We start from the raw sequence: 14497 nt of genomic DNA, 5'->3' as shown, positions 1-14497 counted from the left end.
TGTAATGGAGTTGCCGACTTTCTTGTAATATCGCTTCATTGCAGCGGGATTGCCGAAACGGTCGCAAGTCCCACCTGGAAATCTTGGGATTTCAGGCTTAATGAAATCTTAATGGCCGCCTTGCAATTCAATCAACTTTTATTCACCGGCCCGCGAGCGACGTTTCTTTTCGGCACTTGCTTTTCATGCCTGCCGATCACGGTGCAAAGACTGTCACACTTCCGACAATTTCGGACAAAATAGGCTGCCTTTGCGCTTGTCGGCGCCAAGGGCTGGCACTAATGTGTGCCGGTTTTAACCATCGAATGCGGCCGAAGCATGAACCGGCTCGGCGCCAGGAGCTTTGCATGTTCAAGGGATCTATTCCCGCCCTCATTACCCCGTTCACGGACAACGGCGCCGTGGACGAACAGGCCTTTGCCGCCCATGTGGAATGGCAGATCGCCGAAGGCAGCAACGGCCTTGTGCCCGTGGGCACGACGGGGGAATCCCCGACGCTTTCCCACGACGAACACAAACGGGTCGTTGAACTGTGCATCGAGGTAGCGGCGAAACGGGTTCCGGTCATCGCGGGTGCTGGCTCCAACAATACCGATGAAGCGATCGAGCTTGCCCTGCATGCGCAGGAAGCCGGCGCGGATGCGCTGCTGGTCGTCACCCCCTATTACAACAAGCCGACCCAGAAGGGCCTGTTTGCCCATTTTTCCGCGGTTGCCGAAGCGGTGAGACTGCCGATCGTCATCTACAATATCCCGCCGCGCTCGGTGGTGGATATGTCGCCGGAAACCATGGGCGCGCTGGTCAAGGCGCATAAGAACATTGTTGGCGTGAAGGATGCGACCGGCAAGCTCGACCGCGTTTCCGAACAGCGCATTTCCTGCGGCAAGGATTTCATCCAGCTTTCGGGCGAGGATGGCACGGCGCTCGGTTTCAACGCCCATGGTGGCGTCGGCTGCATTTCGGTCACCGCCAATGTCGCACCGCGCCTCTGTGCGGAATTCCAGGCGGCGATGCTGGCCGGTGATTACGCCAAGGCGCTGGATTATCAGGATCGTCTGATGCCGCTGCACAAGGCGATCTTCATGGAGCCCGGTGTCTGCGGCACGAAATATGCGCTGTCGAAGACGCGCGGCGGCAACCGCCGGGTTCGTTCGCCCCTGATGAGCACGCTGGAACCGGCAACGGAAGCGGCGATCGATGCGGCGCTGAAACATGCCGGCCTGATGAACTGAGACAGGCCTGAAAAGCCCTGAAGGCGCGCCATGGACCGCTTCGAGACAGAAGCCGTTCGGCGCGCCTTTTCTTTTTGCGGCGACGATACTAAATAGAGCATGTCGCCCAAAAGCGGGCACCGGTTTTGGGATAGGGACATGCGGAAAAGCAAGAACGACATCTCGAAAACCGCTCCGGCCGAAAGGCTGCGGGCGCAATAAGAAAAACAAGGGATTGAAAGATCATGGCCCCCAAAGGCAGCCAGCGCGTGGTGAACAAGATCGTTGCGGAAAACCGCAAGGCTCGCTTCAACTACGAAATCATCGACACCTATGAGGCGGGGCTGGTGCTGACCGGCACCGAGGTCAAGTCGCTGCGCGAAGGCAAGGCGAATATCGCCGAGTCCTATGCCTCGGACGAGGGCGATGAGATCTGGCTCATCAATTCCCACCTGCCGGAATATCTGCAGGCCAACCGCTTCAACCACGAGCCGCGCCGCCGCCGCAAGCTGCTTTTGAACAAGCGGGAGATCAACCGCCTGCGCGCCGGCATCAACCGCGAAGGCATGACGCTGGTGCCGCTGAAGGTCTACTTCAACGACAAGGGCCGTGCGAAGCTGGAACTGGCGCTCGCCAAGGGCAAGAAGCTGCACGACAAGCGCGAGACCGAGAAGGAACGCGACTGGAACCGGCAGAAGTCGCGGCTCTTGAAGGGCGGGGCTGCCTAAGTAGCAGTGAGTGGCGGGGAGGGTTTACTGCGCTACTCGCATCTTCCCTCCGTCATGCCGGATTAGATCCGGCATCCAGTCACGGCGCGTCTGCGCCGTGAGAAGGGTTTATGCAGCCCAAGGACTTGGGCTGGCTGGATCCCGGCTCGAGGCCGGGATGACGAGGTGGATGTAGCCAGGTCGTCTTTCACGCCGCCCGGTACGTCCGCTCCACATGCGCCCTTGTTGCCGAAACGCTGAACCGGCTGACAAGTGCCGCCAGATTGGCGCTGACATCACTCAGATTATGCGTCGCCGCATTGGTTTCTTCCACCATGGCCGCATTCTTCTGGGTCAGATTATCCATGCTGTTGATCGCAGCGCTGATTTCCTGAATGCCGACGGACTGTTCCTGCGCCGCCTTGGTCAGCGAGGCGATATGTTCCTGGATGTGATCCACCTTGTTGCCGATCGTATTCAAGGATTCACCCGTCTTGTTGACCAGTGAAACACCCTGCATCACATCTTCGGAAGACTTGGCGATCAGCGTCTTGATTTCCTTGGCGGCGGTGGCGGAGCGCTGTGCGAGTTCGCGCACTTCCTGGGCGACGACGGCAAAGCCCTTGCCGGCCTCTCCGGCACGCGCCGCTTCCACGCCGGCATTCAGCGCCAGAAGGTTGGTCTGGAACGAAATCTCGTCGATGACGGAAATGATCTGGGTGATCTTCTGCGACGATTCCTCGATGGCGCCCATGGCCTTCACCGCATCCGTCACCACATCGCGCGAGCGCGCGGCTTCGACGGCGGAGCTTTCGACGATGGCCTTGGCCTCTTCGGAGCGTTGCGCCGAGAGTTTGGAAATGGTGGTGATTTCCTCGACGGCGGCGGCAGTTTGCTCAAGGGCGGCCGCCTGCTGCTCGGTCCGGCGCGCCATGTCGTCGGTCGCGGAGGTGAGTTCACGCGTATTGCCTGAAACCTTGTTCGCTTCCTCGATGATCTGCGCGAAGGTGCCGGAGAGATTGCCGACGGCGGCATTGAAATTGGCGATCAGCCCTTCGAATTGCGGGGCGGTCTTTTCGCTGATGCCGGTGGCGAGGTCGCCATCCGCCAGCCTGCCAAGGGCACTGTTGAGCAGTTCCAGAACATGCTCCTGCTCCTTCTTCATCTGCGCCTGCTCGGCCTCCACCTTTTGCCGTTCAGTGGCAAGCACATCGAGATAGACGGAGATGGAATAATCCATGTCGAGAAGGGCGGCCTTGATGGTCGCGGACAGCGCATCCCTGGTTTTTCTGGCCTTCTTCTCCATGAAGATGCCCTTCACACCGGAATCGATGATGGCCTTGATGATGCCGTCCAGTATCAGCGCGTAACCACCAATATACCATCTCGGCTCCAGACCCAGCCGCGCATGGGTGCGGCCGATGGTCGTCACCGCATTGGTGTAATCGGCGTTGAAGGTGCCGGAAGCGATTCGTTCCCAATGTTTGAGCTGCATGCTCTTGGCGTGCTGAATATGCGCTTCGTTGGCGAAGAACTTCGCCGTTTCCGGCACGGCACGCGCCTTTGCGTAGAAGCGATCGAGAGACGCATCGAGAGAGCCGACAATGACATTCTTCACATCCGAAAGATTTTGCCGTTGTTCCTGGCCAAGGCCCAGAAAATCCAGTCTTTCATTGAGTTGGTGGTCGGTTTTTGCTTGGCCGTGCATGTCTTGTCATCCTGCTTTGGCACCCAAATAACGTCTCTGGTACCGTTGCGTGATTTAGACACGTCTAAAATTAACCAAGGTATAATTTTGACTGGTCTGATTTGATGTTTGTTAATTTTAAAAGGAATTTTTGCCTTGCCGGAAAGGCTTCAAACAAAAACGCGCCCGTTTTCAGACGGGCGCGTCAGGGTAATGTCGGCGATCAGAAAAGCCGGATCAGACCGTCTCGGGGCCTTCGGCGTGACGAACAGGGCGCTCGTTCGGGTCGCGCCCGATTTCGGCCTTCAGTGTCATCAGATCGATGAAGTGGTCGGCCTGCCTGCGCAGATCGTCTGCAATCATGGCGGGTTGCGTTGCCATGGTGGAGACAACGGACACCTTGCGGCCCTTGCGCTGCAGCGCGTCCACCAGCGTGGTGAAATCGCCGTCGCCGGAAAACAGCACCAGATGATCGACGGTCTCGGATTGCTCCATGGCATCGACTGCCAGTTCGATATCCATGTTGCCCTTGATCTTGCGGCGGCCGAGCGCGTCGGTGAATTCCTTCGCCGGCTTTGTCACGACCTTGTAGCCGTTATAGTCCAACCAATCGATCAGCGGACGGATCGAGGAATATTCCTGATCTTCGATGAGTGCGGTGTAATAATAGGCACGCAGCAGGTATCCACGCTTCTGAAACGCTTTCAGAAGCTTGCGGTAGTCGATATCGAATCCCAGGCTTTTCGATGCTGCATAAAGATTGGCTCCATCTATAAAGAGCGCAATTTTCTCCCGTGGATCGAACATTCCATCCCATTCCTTTTTTTGGAAAGGCCATTATCTGGCTTTTATATCCGGTCGATGACGCGAAAAATCATTGTCGTATCAACGAATTTCGCGCAAAGCCGTTGCGATTTAAGTAAGCTACCTTCCCCCGTATTCCAAGACAATTCTTCTGGACATTTTGTTCATCAGACGCCAAACATGGTGAATAAGGTGTCAAAAGACGCCAAAGACAGGAAAAACTTGAATTCCGCGGCCAATGGCTGTATCGGAAGCTGGAAAGCTTCGTCGCGAAAAATCGCAAGTGTTTTTCGCAAGGCACGAAGCGCAGATTCAATAGGTTAGAGCAACCCTTGTGCATCCTGAAGACCGCACGGCGCTCTGATCCACGACATTACGACCCGCAAAGGACAGGCAATGGCCCGCGTCACAGTTGAAGATTGCATTGATAAAGTAGACAACCGTTTCGAGCTCGTGCTTCTCGCCAGCCACCGTGCGCGCCAGATTTCCCAGGGCTCTTCCATCACGGTTGACCGCGATAACGACAAGAACCCGGTTGTGGCGCTGCGCGAAATCGCCGACGAGACGCTGTCTCCCGACGACCTGAAGGAAGACCTGATCCATTCGCTGCAGAAGCACGTGGAGGTTGACGAGCCCGAGCCCGATCCGGTCACGCTCGCTGCCTCCGCCATTGCCGATGGCGAAGACGACGACCAGCCGGAAACCGTCACTTTCGACCAGATGTCGGAAGAAGAACTGCTGGCCGGTATCGAAGGCCTTGTGCCGCCGGAAAAAAATGACGACTATTGATAGGATTTTATGATGCCTTTGGCAGGCGGCGGTTACCGTCTGTCAATAGTTGCCGTCATAATCTGATCCCTATTGATGCAGCATTGTGCGCCGACCCTCAGGTTGGCGCGCTTTCTTTTTGTGGAATATCGCATGATGCGGCAATACGAACTCGTTGAGCGGGTTCAAAAATATAAACCGGATGCGAATGAGGCCCTGCTGAACAAGGCCTATGTTTACGCGATGCAGAAGCATGGCCAGCAGAAGCGGGCCAATGGCGACCCCTATATTTCGCATCCGCTGGAAGTTGCCGCCATCCTCACCGAAATGCATCTCGACGAGTCGACCATAGCGGTGGCGCTGCTGCACGATACGATCGAGGACACCACCGCCACCCGCGCTGAAATCGATGAACTGTTCGGCGAGGACATCGGCAGGCTGGTGGAGGGGCTCACCAAGCTCAAGAAGCTCGATCTCGTCACCCGCAAGGCCAAGCAGGCCGAAAACCTGCGCAAGCTGCTGCTCGCCATTTCCGACGATGTGCGCGTTCTCCTGGTGAAGCTCGCCGACCGCCTGCACAATATGCGTACCATGGAATACATGCCGGCTGACAAGCGCAGCCGCATTTCCGAGGAGACGATGGAAATCTATGCGCCGCTTGCCGGCCGCATGGGCATGCAGGACATGCGCGACGAGCTGGAGGACCTGTCCTTCCGTTATCTCAATCCGGAAGCCTATGAGACGGTGACCAACCGCCTGCAGGAACTGGAAACGCGCAATGAGGGCCTAATCAAGAAGATCGAGGACGAGTTGCGCGAGCTGCTGGTGGCAAACGGCCTGCTCGGCGCCAATGTCAAGGGGCGGCAGAAGAAGCCCTATTCGGTGTTCCGCAAGATGCAGTCGAAGTCGCTCTCCTTCGAGCAGCTTTCCGATGTTTACGGTTTCCGCATTCTGGTGGACGACATTCCCTCCTGCTACCGGGCGCTGGGCATCGTGCACACACGCTGGCGCGTGGTGCCGGGCCGCTTCAAGGATTACATCTCCACCCCGAAGCAGAACGACTATCGTTCCATTCACACCACCATCGTCGGCCCGTCGCGCCAGCGTATCGAGCTGCAGATCCGCACCAAACGCATGCATGAGATCGCCGAATTCGGCATCGCCGCCCATGCGCTTTACAAGGATGGTGAAAACGGGGAGGGCGATCTGCTTTCGAAAGAAAGCAATGCCTATTCCTGGCTGCGCCACACCATTGAATCGCTGGCCGAAGGCGACAGCCCCGAAGAGTTCCTTGAGCATACCAAGCTCGAACTGTTCCAGGACCAGGTGTTCTGCTTCACGCCCAAGGGCAAGCTGATTGCGCTGCCGCGCGGTGCGACCCCCATCGATTTCGCCTATGCCGTTCACACCAATATCGGTGACACCACCGTTGGCGCCAAGATCAACGGGCGGATCATGCCGCTCGTGACCCGGCTCAACAATGGCGACGAAGTCGAGATCATCCGCTCCGGCGTGCAGGTGCCCCCTGCCGCGTGGGAAGAGGTGGTGGTGACGGGCAAGGCTCGCTCGGCCATTCGCCGCGCCACCCGCATGGCCATCCGCAAGCAATATTCCGGCCTCGGTTATCGTATTCTGGAGCGCACCTTCGAGCGCGCCGGCAAGGCCTTCTCGCGTGAAGCGCTGAAGCCCGTGCTGCATCGTCTGGCGCAGAAGGATGTGGAGGACGCCATCGCCGCCGTCGGCCGCGGCGAGGTTTCTTCGCTCGACGTGCTGCGTGCGGTCTATCCGGATTATCAGGATGAGCGCGTGACGGTGAAGATGACCGGCGACGATGGCTGGTTCAACATGCGCAGCGCCTCCGGCATGGTCTTCAAGATCCCCGGCAAGTCACGCTCCGCTCTGGAAGACGACGGTGCGGCCGAGATGCTGGATGGGCCGGACCCGCTGCCCATCCGTGGTCTTTCCGGCAATGTCGACGTGCATTTCGGTGCGGCTGGCGCCGTTCCGGGTGACCGCATCGTCGGCATCATGGAAAAGGGCAAGGGCATCACCATATATCCCATCCAGGCGCCGGCGCTGCAACGCTTCGACGACGAGCCGGAGCGCTGGATCGATGTGCGCTGGGACCTCGATGAGGCGAACAAGTCTCGCTTCATGGCACGGGTGATGATCAATGCGCTGAACGAGCCGGGCACGCTCGCCTCCGTGGCGCAATCGATCGCGACGCTGGATGTCAATATTCGTGGGCTCAACATGGTCCGCATCGGCACGGATTTCTCCGAGCTGGCGCTGGATGTCGAAGTCTGGGATTTGCGGCAGCTGAACCAGCTCCTGTCGCAGCTCAAGGACCTTGATTGCGTTTCGACCGTGACGCGTGCCTTCGATTGAGGCATTTTTGAGCGTTCATATATTCAGAAAGGCTGTTGTTATGCGTTGAGTGCATGGCAGCGGCCTTTTCCTGTCTCTGGTCGCAGGGGCGGTTTGCGACTATCTTCCTTTCAGAAATTGAAGAGAAGGAAACGCGGCGTGCCGGTGGATGAACACCGATGAGAAACGCCAGTTCCAAACCGAAAGGACCGAAAATCATGTTTACTCCGCTTCGCAAGATCGCCCGCGCCGTTCGTGGCAAGACCACCCAGGAACGCGAATTCGAATATCTCAGCGGCTCGGTATCGAATGTCGACCTCGAGTTCCGCCAGCGCGAAATCGACCGCGGCCTGTTCCGCCGGTAATGCACTCAGCGCATGGCAGACTTTCGCCATGCGTATGGACTGAAAAGGTGCACGGCAGCAGTCGTGCTTGTGCACCTGTGTCTCGTAAAACTATGTGAATGTGCGCTTCAGGCGGTTGTCCCGAACAGGTAGACAAATGTGCCGCAGAAAAACCGGCTCAGTCCCCTTCGTAACGTACGACAATAAATCGGGACTGATATCGAAGGTGCGATATCCACTGCATTCGTAAGATCCCGCGTCCGTCATGCCGGACTTGATCCGGCATCCAGCCAGCCCAAGTCCTTGGGCTGAAAGAATTCTTCTCGCCGCGCGGACGCGTTTCGGCTGGATTCCGGATCAAGGCCGGAATGACGGAAGAAAATGCGCCTGCAAAAGAATCCCTGCGTCGTCTACGATGCACTTGGCTCGGCCCGGGCGATGAAATAGACTGCCCTCCATGCCGTTTCGCCGCCGTGAACCCGTTGGTTTTTCAGAGAAGATTCGCGACCTCTTCTGGCCGCGCACGGGTTTTTCCCGTTCGCTGCGCTATATGAAGCTGCGTCTGCTCAGGCTGTCCGCCTCTCCGCATTCGGTTGCCGCCGGCGTTGCGCTCGGTGTCGGCGTGGCGTGGACACCGTTTCTCGGTGTTCATATCCTCATCGCCATGGCGCTCGGTTTTCTGATGCGCGTCAATCTCGTGGCGGCAGCACTCGGCACCACCTTCGCCAACCCGCTGACATTTCCCTTCATCTGGGCATCCACCTGGGAGCTGGGGCATTTCATCCTTGGCCGGCAGAAGACGGAAAGTGCGGCGCATGTGGATTTCGTTGCGCTGTTCAGCCATCTCGAATTCCGGCAGATATGGACACCGGTTCTGGAACCCATGACCATCGGTGCGGTGTTTCCGGCCGCCATCAGCGCGGTCATCGCCTATATCGCCGTTTACGGCCTCATCAGCGGTTTCCAGCGGCGCAAGATGGAAAATCTCGCGCACCGCGCCGCCAACAAGAATGCTTCCCTGGAGATGTTGAAATGATCATTGGACTGGGCAGCGACCTGATCGATATCCGCCGCGTCGAAAAATCGATCGAACGTTTCGGCGAGCGCTTCACCCATCGCTGTTTCACCGATATCGAGCGGGCGAAATCGGATGGCCGGAAAAACCGCGCTGCTTCCTATGCCAAGCGTTTCGCCGCCAAGGAAGCCTGCTCAAAGGCGCTTGGAACCGGCCTTGCAAACGGCGTTTTCTGGAAGGATATGGGCGTCGTCAACCTGCCGGGCGGCAAGCCGACCATGATCCTGACCAATGGGGCAGGGCAGAGGCTGGCGGCCATGCTGCCCGCCGGCCACCGCGCCAATATCCATCTGACGATCACGGATGATTTCCCTTACGCTCAGGCATTTGTGATTATCGAGGCGGTTCCCGTGAACGGCTGAGACCCGGGGAGGCCGCATTGGCGCTCTATTTGCTGGCGTATGACAGAAGCGCTTCCCTTCGGGCTGGAAAGGTTCTAGAGAAGTCGCAGAAATATGAAAGCGTTGCCGGCTGCGTGAAACCGCTTCACCCGCCGCAGGCGCGACAAACAACGGCCCGGAGAGCTTCGTGAAGCCGAAGAAGCCGGGAAACACAATCAGGCAGGTCTATAAGTGTCGGAAAAAGCTGAGAAGAAGCAGAACGCCCTCTGGGAGAACGTCAAGGTCATCATTCAGGCGCTGCTGCTGGCCATGGTCATCCGCACCGTGCTGTTTCAGCCCTTCACGATCCCGTCGGGCTCGATGATGCCGACGCTTCTGGTTGGCGACTATCTTTTCGTCAACAAGTTCTCCTACGGCTATTCGAAATATTCGCTGCCCTTTTCGCCGAACCTGTTCTCCGGCCGCATTCTTGAATTCAGCAAGCCGAAGCGCGGCGATGTCGTGGTCTTCCGCCTGCCGCCCAATCCTGAAGTGGATTACATCAAGCGCCTCGTAGGCCTGCCGGGCGACCGCATCCAGGTGACGAACGGCGTGCTGTTCATCAACGGCCAGCCGGTTCCGAAGCAGCCGGATGGCGCCTTCACCTCGGATTACCGTGCGGATCCGGGCACCAATGTGCCGGTCTTCCGCGAGACGCTCGACAATGGCGTAACCTACGACACGCTCGACCAGTCGCCCGACTCGCGCGGCGACAACACCCGCGAATTCGTGGTGCCGGAAGGCCATTATTTCATGATGGGCGACAATCGCGACAATTCGCTCGACAGCCGCTTCGACGTCGGTTTCGTGCCGGAAGAAAACCTGATCGGCCGCGCCAGCGTCATCTTCTTCTCGCTGGGCAACGACACGCCGTTCAGCCGCATTTGGGAATGGCCGGCCAACATGCGTTGGGACCGCCTGTTCAAGGTTGTGGGATGAGCAAGAGCAAGCCGCTTTCGGCGGACGAGATTTCCCGTCTGGAAGCGTTGATCGGATATGAATTCAAGGACAAGGCCCGGCTCGACCGGGCCTTGACCCATGCCAGTGCGCGCTCTGCCGCGGCCGGCAATTACGAGCGGCTGGAATTTCTGGGCGATCGCGTTCTCGGCCTCTGCGTTGCCGAATTGTTGTTCTCCATCTTTCGCAACGCCACCGAAGGCGAGCTTTCCGTTCGCCTGAACCAGCTTGTCAGCGCCGAATCCTGTGCTTCGATCGGCGACGAGATGGGTTTGCATAATTTCATCCGCACCGGATCGGACGTGAAGAAGCTCACCGGCAAGGCGATGCTCAACGTGCGCGCCGATGTGGTCGAAAGCCTGATCGCCACCATCTATTTGGATGGCGGGCTGGAAGCATCGCGCAAATTCATTCTGAAATATTGGCAGAGCCGTGCGACAAGCGTGGATGCCGGGCGGCGCGACGCCAAGACGGAATTGCAGGAATGGGCGCATGCGAGATTTGCGACCACGCCCTCTTACCGGGTTGACGATCGCTCCGGACCGGATCACGATCCACGCTTCACCGTGACGGTGGAAATTCCCGGCGTGAAGCCGGAAACCGGTGTCGAGCGCTCCAAGCGCGCGGCCGAGCAGGTGGCGGCAACCAGATTGCTGGAACGCGAAGGCGTCTGGCAGAAGTCCTCCACCTGAGACTGAGCGCCCGGCGACGACCGGGTGCTGACAATCGAGCGCATGGCGGACCCTTTGGCCGCATGTTGAATACCTCTGACCTTGAATGGATACCATGACCGATCACGAAAACCCCGCCGTAACAGGCGAAGATGCCGCCCTTCCGACCCGCTCCGGCTTTGTGGCCCTTATCGGCCCGACCAATGCCGGCAAGTCGACGCTGGTCAACCGGCTGGTGGGCGCCAAGGTGTCGATCGTCAGCCACAAGGTGCAGACGACGCGCGCGGTCATGCGCGGCATCGCCATTCACGACAATGCACAGATCGTCTTCATGGACACGCCCGGCATCTTCAAGCCGCGCCGCCGGCTCGACCGTGCCATGGTCACCTCCGCCTGGGGTGGCGCCAAGGATGCCGACCTCATCCTGCTGCTGATCGATAGCGAGCGCGGGCTGAAGGGCGATGCGGAAACCATTCTGGAAGGCCTGAAGGACGTTCCGCAGAAGAAGATCCTCTGCCTCAACAAGATCGACCAGGTGAAGCGCGAAGACCTTCTGAAGCTTGCCGCCGCCGCCAATGAAACGGTTGCTTTCGACCGTACCTTCATGATCTCGGCCACCAATGGCTCGGGCTGTGAAGACCTGATGAACTATCTGGCCGCCGAACTGCCGGAAGGCCCGTGGTATTATCCGGAAGACCAGATTTCCGATCTGCCGATGCGCCAGCTCGCCGCCGAAATCACCCGCGAAAAACTCTTCCTGCGGCTGCACCAGGAACTGCCCTATGCCTCGCATGTCGAGACGGAAAAGTGGGAGGAGCGCAAGGACGGCTCGGTGCGCATCGAGCAGGTGATCTATGTCGAGCGCGACAGCCAGAAGAAGATTGCGCTTGGCAAGAATGGCGATGCGATCAAGGCCATTTCCACCGCCTCGCGCAAGGAACTATCGGAAATCCTCGAACAGCCGGTGCATCTGTTCCTGTTCGTCAAGGTGCGCGAAAACTGGGGCGACGACCCCGAGCGCTTCCGCGAAATGGGACTGGAGTTCCCGCGGGGTTAAATTTCGGCCTCGCGCTGAAAATTGCCGGATAGGCGCAGGGCAACGGCGGATCGCCGACACAACCGTCATATCGGCCTTGAGCCGGTATCCGGCCGGCCCAGATCCTTGGGCTGAAAAGGACCCTCCCGTCGCGCCGACGCGTGCCGGCTGTATTCCGGCTCAGGGCCGGAATGACGGCGGGGAGCGTTTGGAGCCGATGCAGGGTTGTGGCTGTCCTCAAATACTGCTTTTGCGTCCTATCTCGCGGGCAGATATCGGGATTTCCGAACGATCTGAATATCTTCACCCCTCATCGGGAACCGAATACCCTTCGGGCGGGTTGTTCCAAAACAATTGGGCGCAACCTTTTTCGATGACGGATATTCATGTCGCCAAAAAAACCGAACGGAATTTCCACCACACCGTGCCAGCACTGTCCCCTGCGTGACTTGCCGCATTTCCGGGATTTTTCCTCTTCCGAGCTCGATTTCGTCTCGCGTTTCAAGACCGGAGAACTTGCGGTGGAAAGCGGCTCGGTCATCCTGATGGAAGGTTCGCACAGCGCCCATCTTTATACCGTCCTGCAGGGCTGGGCCTTCCGTTACAAGACGCTGGAGGACGGCCGGCGGCAGATCCTCAATTATGTCATGCCGGGTGATCTCGTCGGTCTGCAGGGCACGGTGATGGGGGAAATGCAGCATTCGGTGGAGGCGCTCTCACCGGTGACGCTGTGTGTCTTCGAGCGCTCGCGCCTCAACAACCTTTTCACCGATCATCCAAGCCTTGCTTATGACCTGACCTGGATCGCGGCAAGTGAGGAACGCATGCTCGACAGCCATCTCCTCAGCATCGGCCGGCGCACCGCGCTGGAGCGTGCGGCCTATCTCATCGCATTCCTGTATAGCAAGGCGAAGGCGGTTAATCTCGTGCGCGGCGAAACGCCTATCCCCGTCACCCAGCAGCATGTGGCAGATACGCTCGGCCTTTCCATCGTGCACACCAACAAGACCTTGAGAAAGCTGGTCGATCGCGACCTGATCCGCTGGACGGACAAGGGTTGTCTGGTGCTGGATAACGCCGGGCTGGCCAATGTGGCCGGCTGGGAAAGCGACGAGAAGCGTCAAAGACCCTTCATCTGATCTTGTTTCGACATGTCTTTTTTAAATGACGGTGGGGCCGTAATTTGCGACTCCTGTGGTGATATCTCATTGGAGAATCATTTCGGAGACGCGGCTCAAGCCCGGCGGATCCCTCATTTAGGAAGAAGAAAACATATGGTGCCACAACGGGTTATCATCGTTGAGGATGAATATCTGGTGGCGCTTGATGTCGAAGCGGTTCTCCAGTCCATGGGTGTGGAAATCGTCGTCATCGCCACCACGCTGGCACAGGCCAGGCAGGCCGTGGAAGAGGACAGCGCCGACTGTGTGCTTCTCGATGTCAGCCTGACGGACGGCAAGAGCTTCGATTTCGCGCGGGGGCTGCGTGAGGCGGGCATCGCCTTCGGTTTCGTCAGCGGTTACGGCGATACGACGGGTTTTCCGGAAGATCTCCTGCATACGCCCTTGCTCAGCAAGCCTTTCGGTGAAAACGAAGTCATCGGTTTTGTCCTCAGCCTCGTCGGCGTCACCGGAAATGCCGTAAAAGAATAACGTTTCGCCGCCAGATCGGTTATGATCGGGCTTGAATCGAAATTCGGACAGGTTTCATGCAGTGGCAGGATGAGGCAATCATTCTCGGCGTAAAACGCCATGGCGAGACGAGTGTCATCGCCGAGGTGATGACGCCTTCGCGCGGCCGCCATCTGGGAATGGTGCGCTCCGGCCGGTCTCGCACCATGCAGCCGGTGCTGCAGGCGGGAAACCGGGTGGATGTCATCTGGCGGGCGCGGCTTCATGACCATCTCGGCGAATTCCGCATCGAGCCGCTGCAATTGCGCGCAGCACAGCTGATGGAGACGGCGACCGCCGTTTTTGGCGTGCAGGCCATGGGCGCTTTGCTCAGGCTTCTGCCGGAGCGTGATCCGCATCCGCATCTTTACCAGGCGCTCGATATCATTCTCGACAATCTCCACGATCCCGTCGACGCCGGCGAACTCTTCGTGCGCTTCGAACTGGCGGTGCTGAACGAGCTCGGTTTCGGCCTCGATCTTACCGAATGTGCGGCGACGGGGCTGCGCACCGATCTCATCTATGTCTCGCCGAAGACGGGCAGGGCGGTGTGCCGCACGGCGGGCGCACCCTATGCGGAGAGGATGCTTGCGCTTCCCGCCTTTCTCGGCGAGGGGCAATCCAAGGCGGCCGATCGCGAGAGCCTCGCGGCCGCCTTCCGGCTGACGGCGCACTTCCTCAACCGGCATGTCTACGATCCGCGCGGCCTCAATGAAAACGCCGCCCGCGACGGTTTCGTGCAGGCGGCGCTGAAGGCGCTGGAAGGCAGGGCGTCACCGCCCGCGCTCGATAAGGCCGGATAGGCCTTTCCAAAAAGCGA

At 58.7% G+C, this 14497-nt stretch carries 15 protein-coding genes; 13 read left to right on the top strand and 2 right to left on the bottom strand.

The window, feature by feature from the left end; all coding sequences use genetic code 11:
- The first annotated feature begins 347 nt into the window (after positions 1-347).
- Entirely contained in the window at positions 348-1232 is an 885-nt protein-coding gene (gene dapA, locus O3S81_RS14315) for a 4-hydroxy-tetrahydrodipicolinate synthase (protein WP_269344153.1), read from the top strand.
- Between the two features lie 224 nt (positions 1233-1456).
- A complete protein-coding gene (gene smpB / locus O3S81_RS14310; RefSeq protein ID WP_269344152.1) occupies positions 1457-1939 on the top strand; it encodes an SsrA-binding protein SmpB in 483 nt (160 codons plus the stop codon).
- Between the two features lie 187 nt (positions 1940-2126).
- On the opposite strand, the gene O3S81_RS14305 is transcribed toward smpB, so the two are convergent.
- Both O3S81_RS14305 and O3S81_RS14300 read right to left on the bottom strand, forming a co-directional pair.
- Complete coding sequence (locus O3S81_RS14305; RefSeq protein ID WP_269344151.1) at positions 2127-3626, bottom strand: methyl-accepting chemotaxis protein; 1500 nt, start codon at positions 3624-3626, stop codon at positions 2127-2129.
- Between the two features lie 216 nt (positions 3627-3842).
- The gene (locus tag O3S81_RS14300; protein ID WP_003509957.1) at positions 3843-4412 is read right to left on the bottom strand and encodes a LabA-like NYN domain-containing protein; all 570 of its coding nucleotides are present in this window, start codon (positions 4410-4412) and stop codon (positions 3843-3845) included.
- A 393-nt stretch (positions 4413-4805) separates the two neighbouring features.
- Between O3S81_RS14300 and rpoZ the strand changes: the two genes are divergently transcribed.
- The 11 genes from rpoZ (at position 4806) to recO (ending at position 14480) form a co-directional block, all read left to right on the top strand.
- Positions 4806-5198: a DNA-directed RNA polymerase subunit omega gene (gene rpoZ, locus O3S81_RS14295; RefSeq protein WP_020009554.1), complete on the top strand. Its 393-nt coding sequence runs from the start codon at positions 4806-4808 to the stop codon at positions 5196-5198.
- 132 nt (positions 5199-5330) lie between these two features.
- Entirely contained in the window at positions 5331-7565 is a 2235-nt protein-coding gene (locus O3S81_RS14290) for a RelA/SpoT family protein (protein WP_269344149.1), read from the top strand.
- Between the two features lie 197 nt (positions 7566-7762).
- Positions 7763-7909, top strand: coding sequence for a hypothetical protein (locus O3S81_RS14285; protein ID WP_003496944.1), 147 nt, complete (start codon positions 7763-7765; stop codon positions 7907-7909).
- A gap of 436 nt (positions 7910-8345) precedes the next feature.
- Positions 8346-8924 carry a DUF2062 domain-containing protein gene (locus O3S81_RS14280; protein ID WP_269344145.1) on the top strand — a complete coding sequence of 193 codons (579 nt, stop codon included), beginning with the start codon at positions 8346-8348 and terminating at the stop codon, positions 8922-8924.
- Positions 8921-9325, top strand: a complete 405-nt coding sequence (gene acpS, locus O3S81_RS14275; RefSeq protein ID WP_269344143.1) for a holo-ACP synthase — start codon at positions 8921-8923, stop codon at positions 9323-9325. The genes O3S81_RS14280 and acpS overlap by 4 nt, the downstream gene beginning before the upstream one ends.
- A gap of 210 nt (positions 9326-9535) precedes the next feature.
- Positions 9536-10282: a signal peptidase I gene (lepB, locus tag O3S81_RS14270; protein WP_269344141.1), complete on the top strand. Its 747-nt coding sequence runs from the start codon at positions 9536-9538 to the stop codon at positions 10280-10282.
- Positions 10279-10992, top strand: coding sequence for a ribonuclease III (gene rnc, locus O3S81_RS14265; protein ID WP_269344139.1), 714 nt, complete (start codon positions 10279-10281; stop codon positions 10990-10992). Before lepB ends, rnc begins: the two co-directional genes overlap by 4 nt.
- An 85-nt stretch (positions 10993-11077) precedes the next feature.
- On the top strand, positions 11078-12028 hold the full coding sequence (gene era, locus O3S81_RS14260) for a GTPase Era (RefSeq protein ID WP_442864921.1): 951 nt from the start codon (positions 11078-11080) through the stop codon (positions 12026-12028).
- A 365-nt stretch (positions 12029-12393) separates the two neighbouring features.
- The gene (locus tag O3S81_RS14255) at positions 12394-13146 is read left to right on the top strand and encodes a Crp/Fnr family transcriptional regulator (RefSeq protein WP_269344136.1); all 753 of its coding nucleotides are present in this window, start codon (positions 12394-12396) and stop codon (positions 13144-13146) included.
- Positions 13147-13281: 135 nt separating this feature from the next.
- Complete coding sequence (locus O3S81_RS14250) at positions 13282-13659, top strand: response regulator (RefSeq protein ID WP_269344135.1); 378 nt, start codon at positions 13282-13284, stop codon at positions 13657-13659.
- Between the two features lie 56 nt (positions 13660-13715).
- A complete protein-coding gene (gene recO / locus O3S81_RS14245; protein WP_269344134.1) occupies positions 13716-14480 on the top strand; it encodes a DNA repair protein RecO in 765 nt (254 codons plus the stop codon).
- The last annotated feature ends 17 nt before the right edge of the window (positions 14481-14497 follow it).

The organism is Agrobacterium sp. SOY23 (genome assembly GCF_027212525.1).
Lineage (GTDB): Bacteria > Pseudomonadota > Alphaproteobacteria > Rhizobiales > Rhizobiaceae > Agrobacterium > Agrobacterium tumefaciens_I.
This window is presented reverse-complemented; position numbering and strand designations above follow the sequence as displayed.

What these genes read in the sequence shown, in the direction of transcription:
- dapA (WP_269344153.1), top strand. Translation starts at nt 348, where the DNA reads ATGTTCAAGGGATCTATTCCCGCCCTCATTACCCCGTTCACGGACAAC.
- smpB (WP_269344152.1), top strand. Translation starts at nt 1,457, where the DNA reads ATGGCCCCCAAAGGCAGCCAGCGCGTGGTGAACAAGATCGTTGCGGAA.
- O3S81_RS14305 (WP_269344151.1), bottom strand. Translation starts at nt 3,626, where the DNA reads ATGCACGGCCAAGCAAAAACCGACCACCAACTCAATGAAAGACTGGAT.
- O3S81_RS14300 (WP_003509957.1), bottom strand. Translation starts at nt 4,412, where the DNA reads ATGTTCGATCCACGGGAGAAAATTGCGCTCTTTATAGATGGAGCCAAT.
- rpoZ (WP_020009554.1), top strand. Translation starts at nt 4,806, where the DNA reads ATGGCCCGCGTCACAGTTGAAGATTGCATTGATAAAGTAGACAACCGT.
- O3S81_RS14290 (WP_269344149.1), top strand. Translation starts at nt 5,331, where the DNA reads ATGATGCGGCAATACGAACTCGTTGAGCGGGTTCAAAAATATAAACCG.
- O3S81_RS14285 (WP_003496944.1), top strand. Translation starts at nt 7,763, where the DNA reads ATGTTTACTCCGCTTCGCAAGATCGCCCGCGCCGTTCGTGGCAAGACC.
- O3S81_RS14280 (WP_269344145.1), top strand. Translation starts at nt 8,346, where the DNA reads ATGCCGTTTCGCCGCCGTGAACCCGTTGGTTTTTCAGAGAAGATTCGC.
- acpS (WP_269344143.1), top strand. Translation starts at nt 8,921, where the DNA reads ATGATCATTGGACTGGGCAGCGACCTGATCGATATCCGCCGCGTCGAA.
- rnc (WP_269344139.1), top strand. Translation starts at nt 10,279, where the DNA reads ATGAGCAAGAGCAAGCCGCTTTCGGCGGACGAGATTTCCCGTCTGGAA.
- era (WP_442864921.1), top strand. Translation starts at nt 11,078, where the DNA reads ATGGATACCATGACCGATCACGAAAACCCCGCCGTAACAGGCGAAGAT.
- O3S81_RS14255 (WP_269344136.1), top strand. Translation starts at nt 12,394, where the DNA reads ATGTCGCCAAAAAAACCGAACGGAATTTCCACCACACCGTGCCAGCAC.
- O3S81_RS14250 (WP_269344135.1), top strand. Translation starts at nt 13,282, where the DNA reads ATGGTGCCACAACGGGTTATCATCGTTGAGGATGAATATCTGGTGGCG.
- recO (WP_269344134.1), top strand. Translation starts at nt 13,716, where the DNA reads ATGCAGTGGCAGGATGAGGCAATCATTCTCGGCGTAAAACGCCATGGC.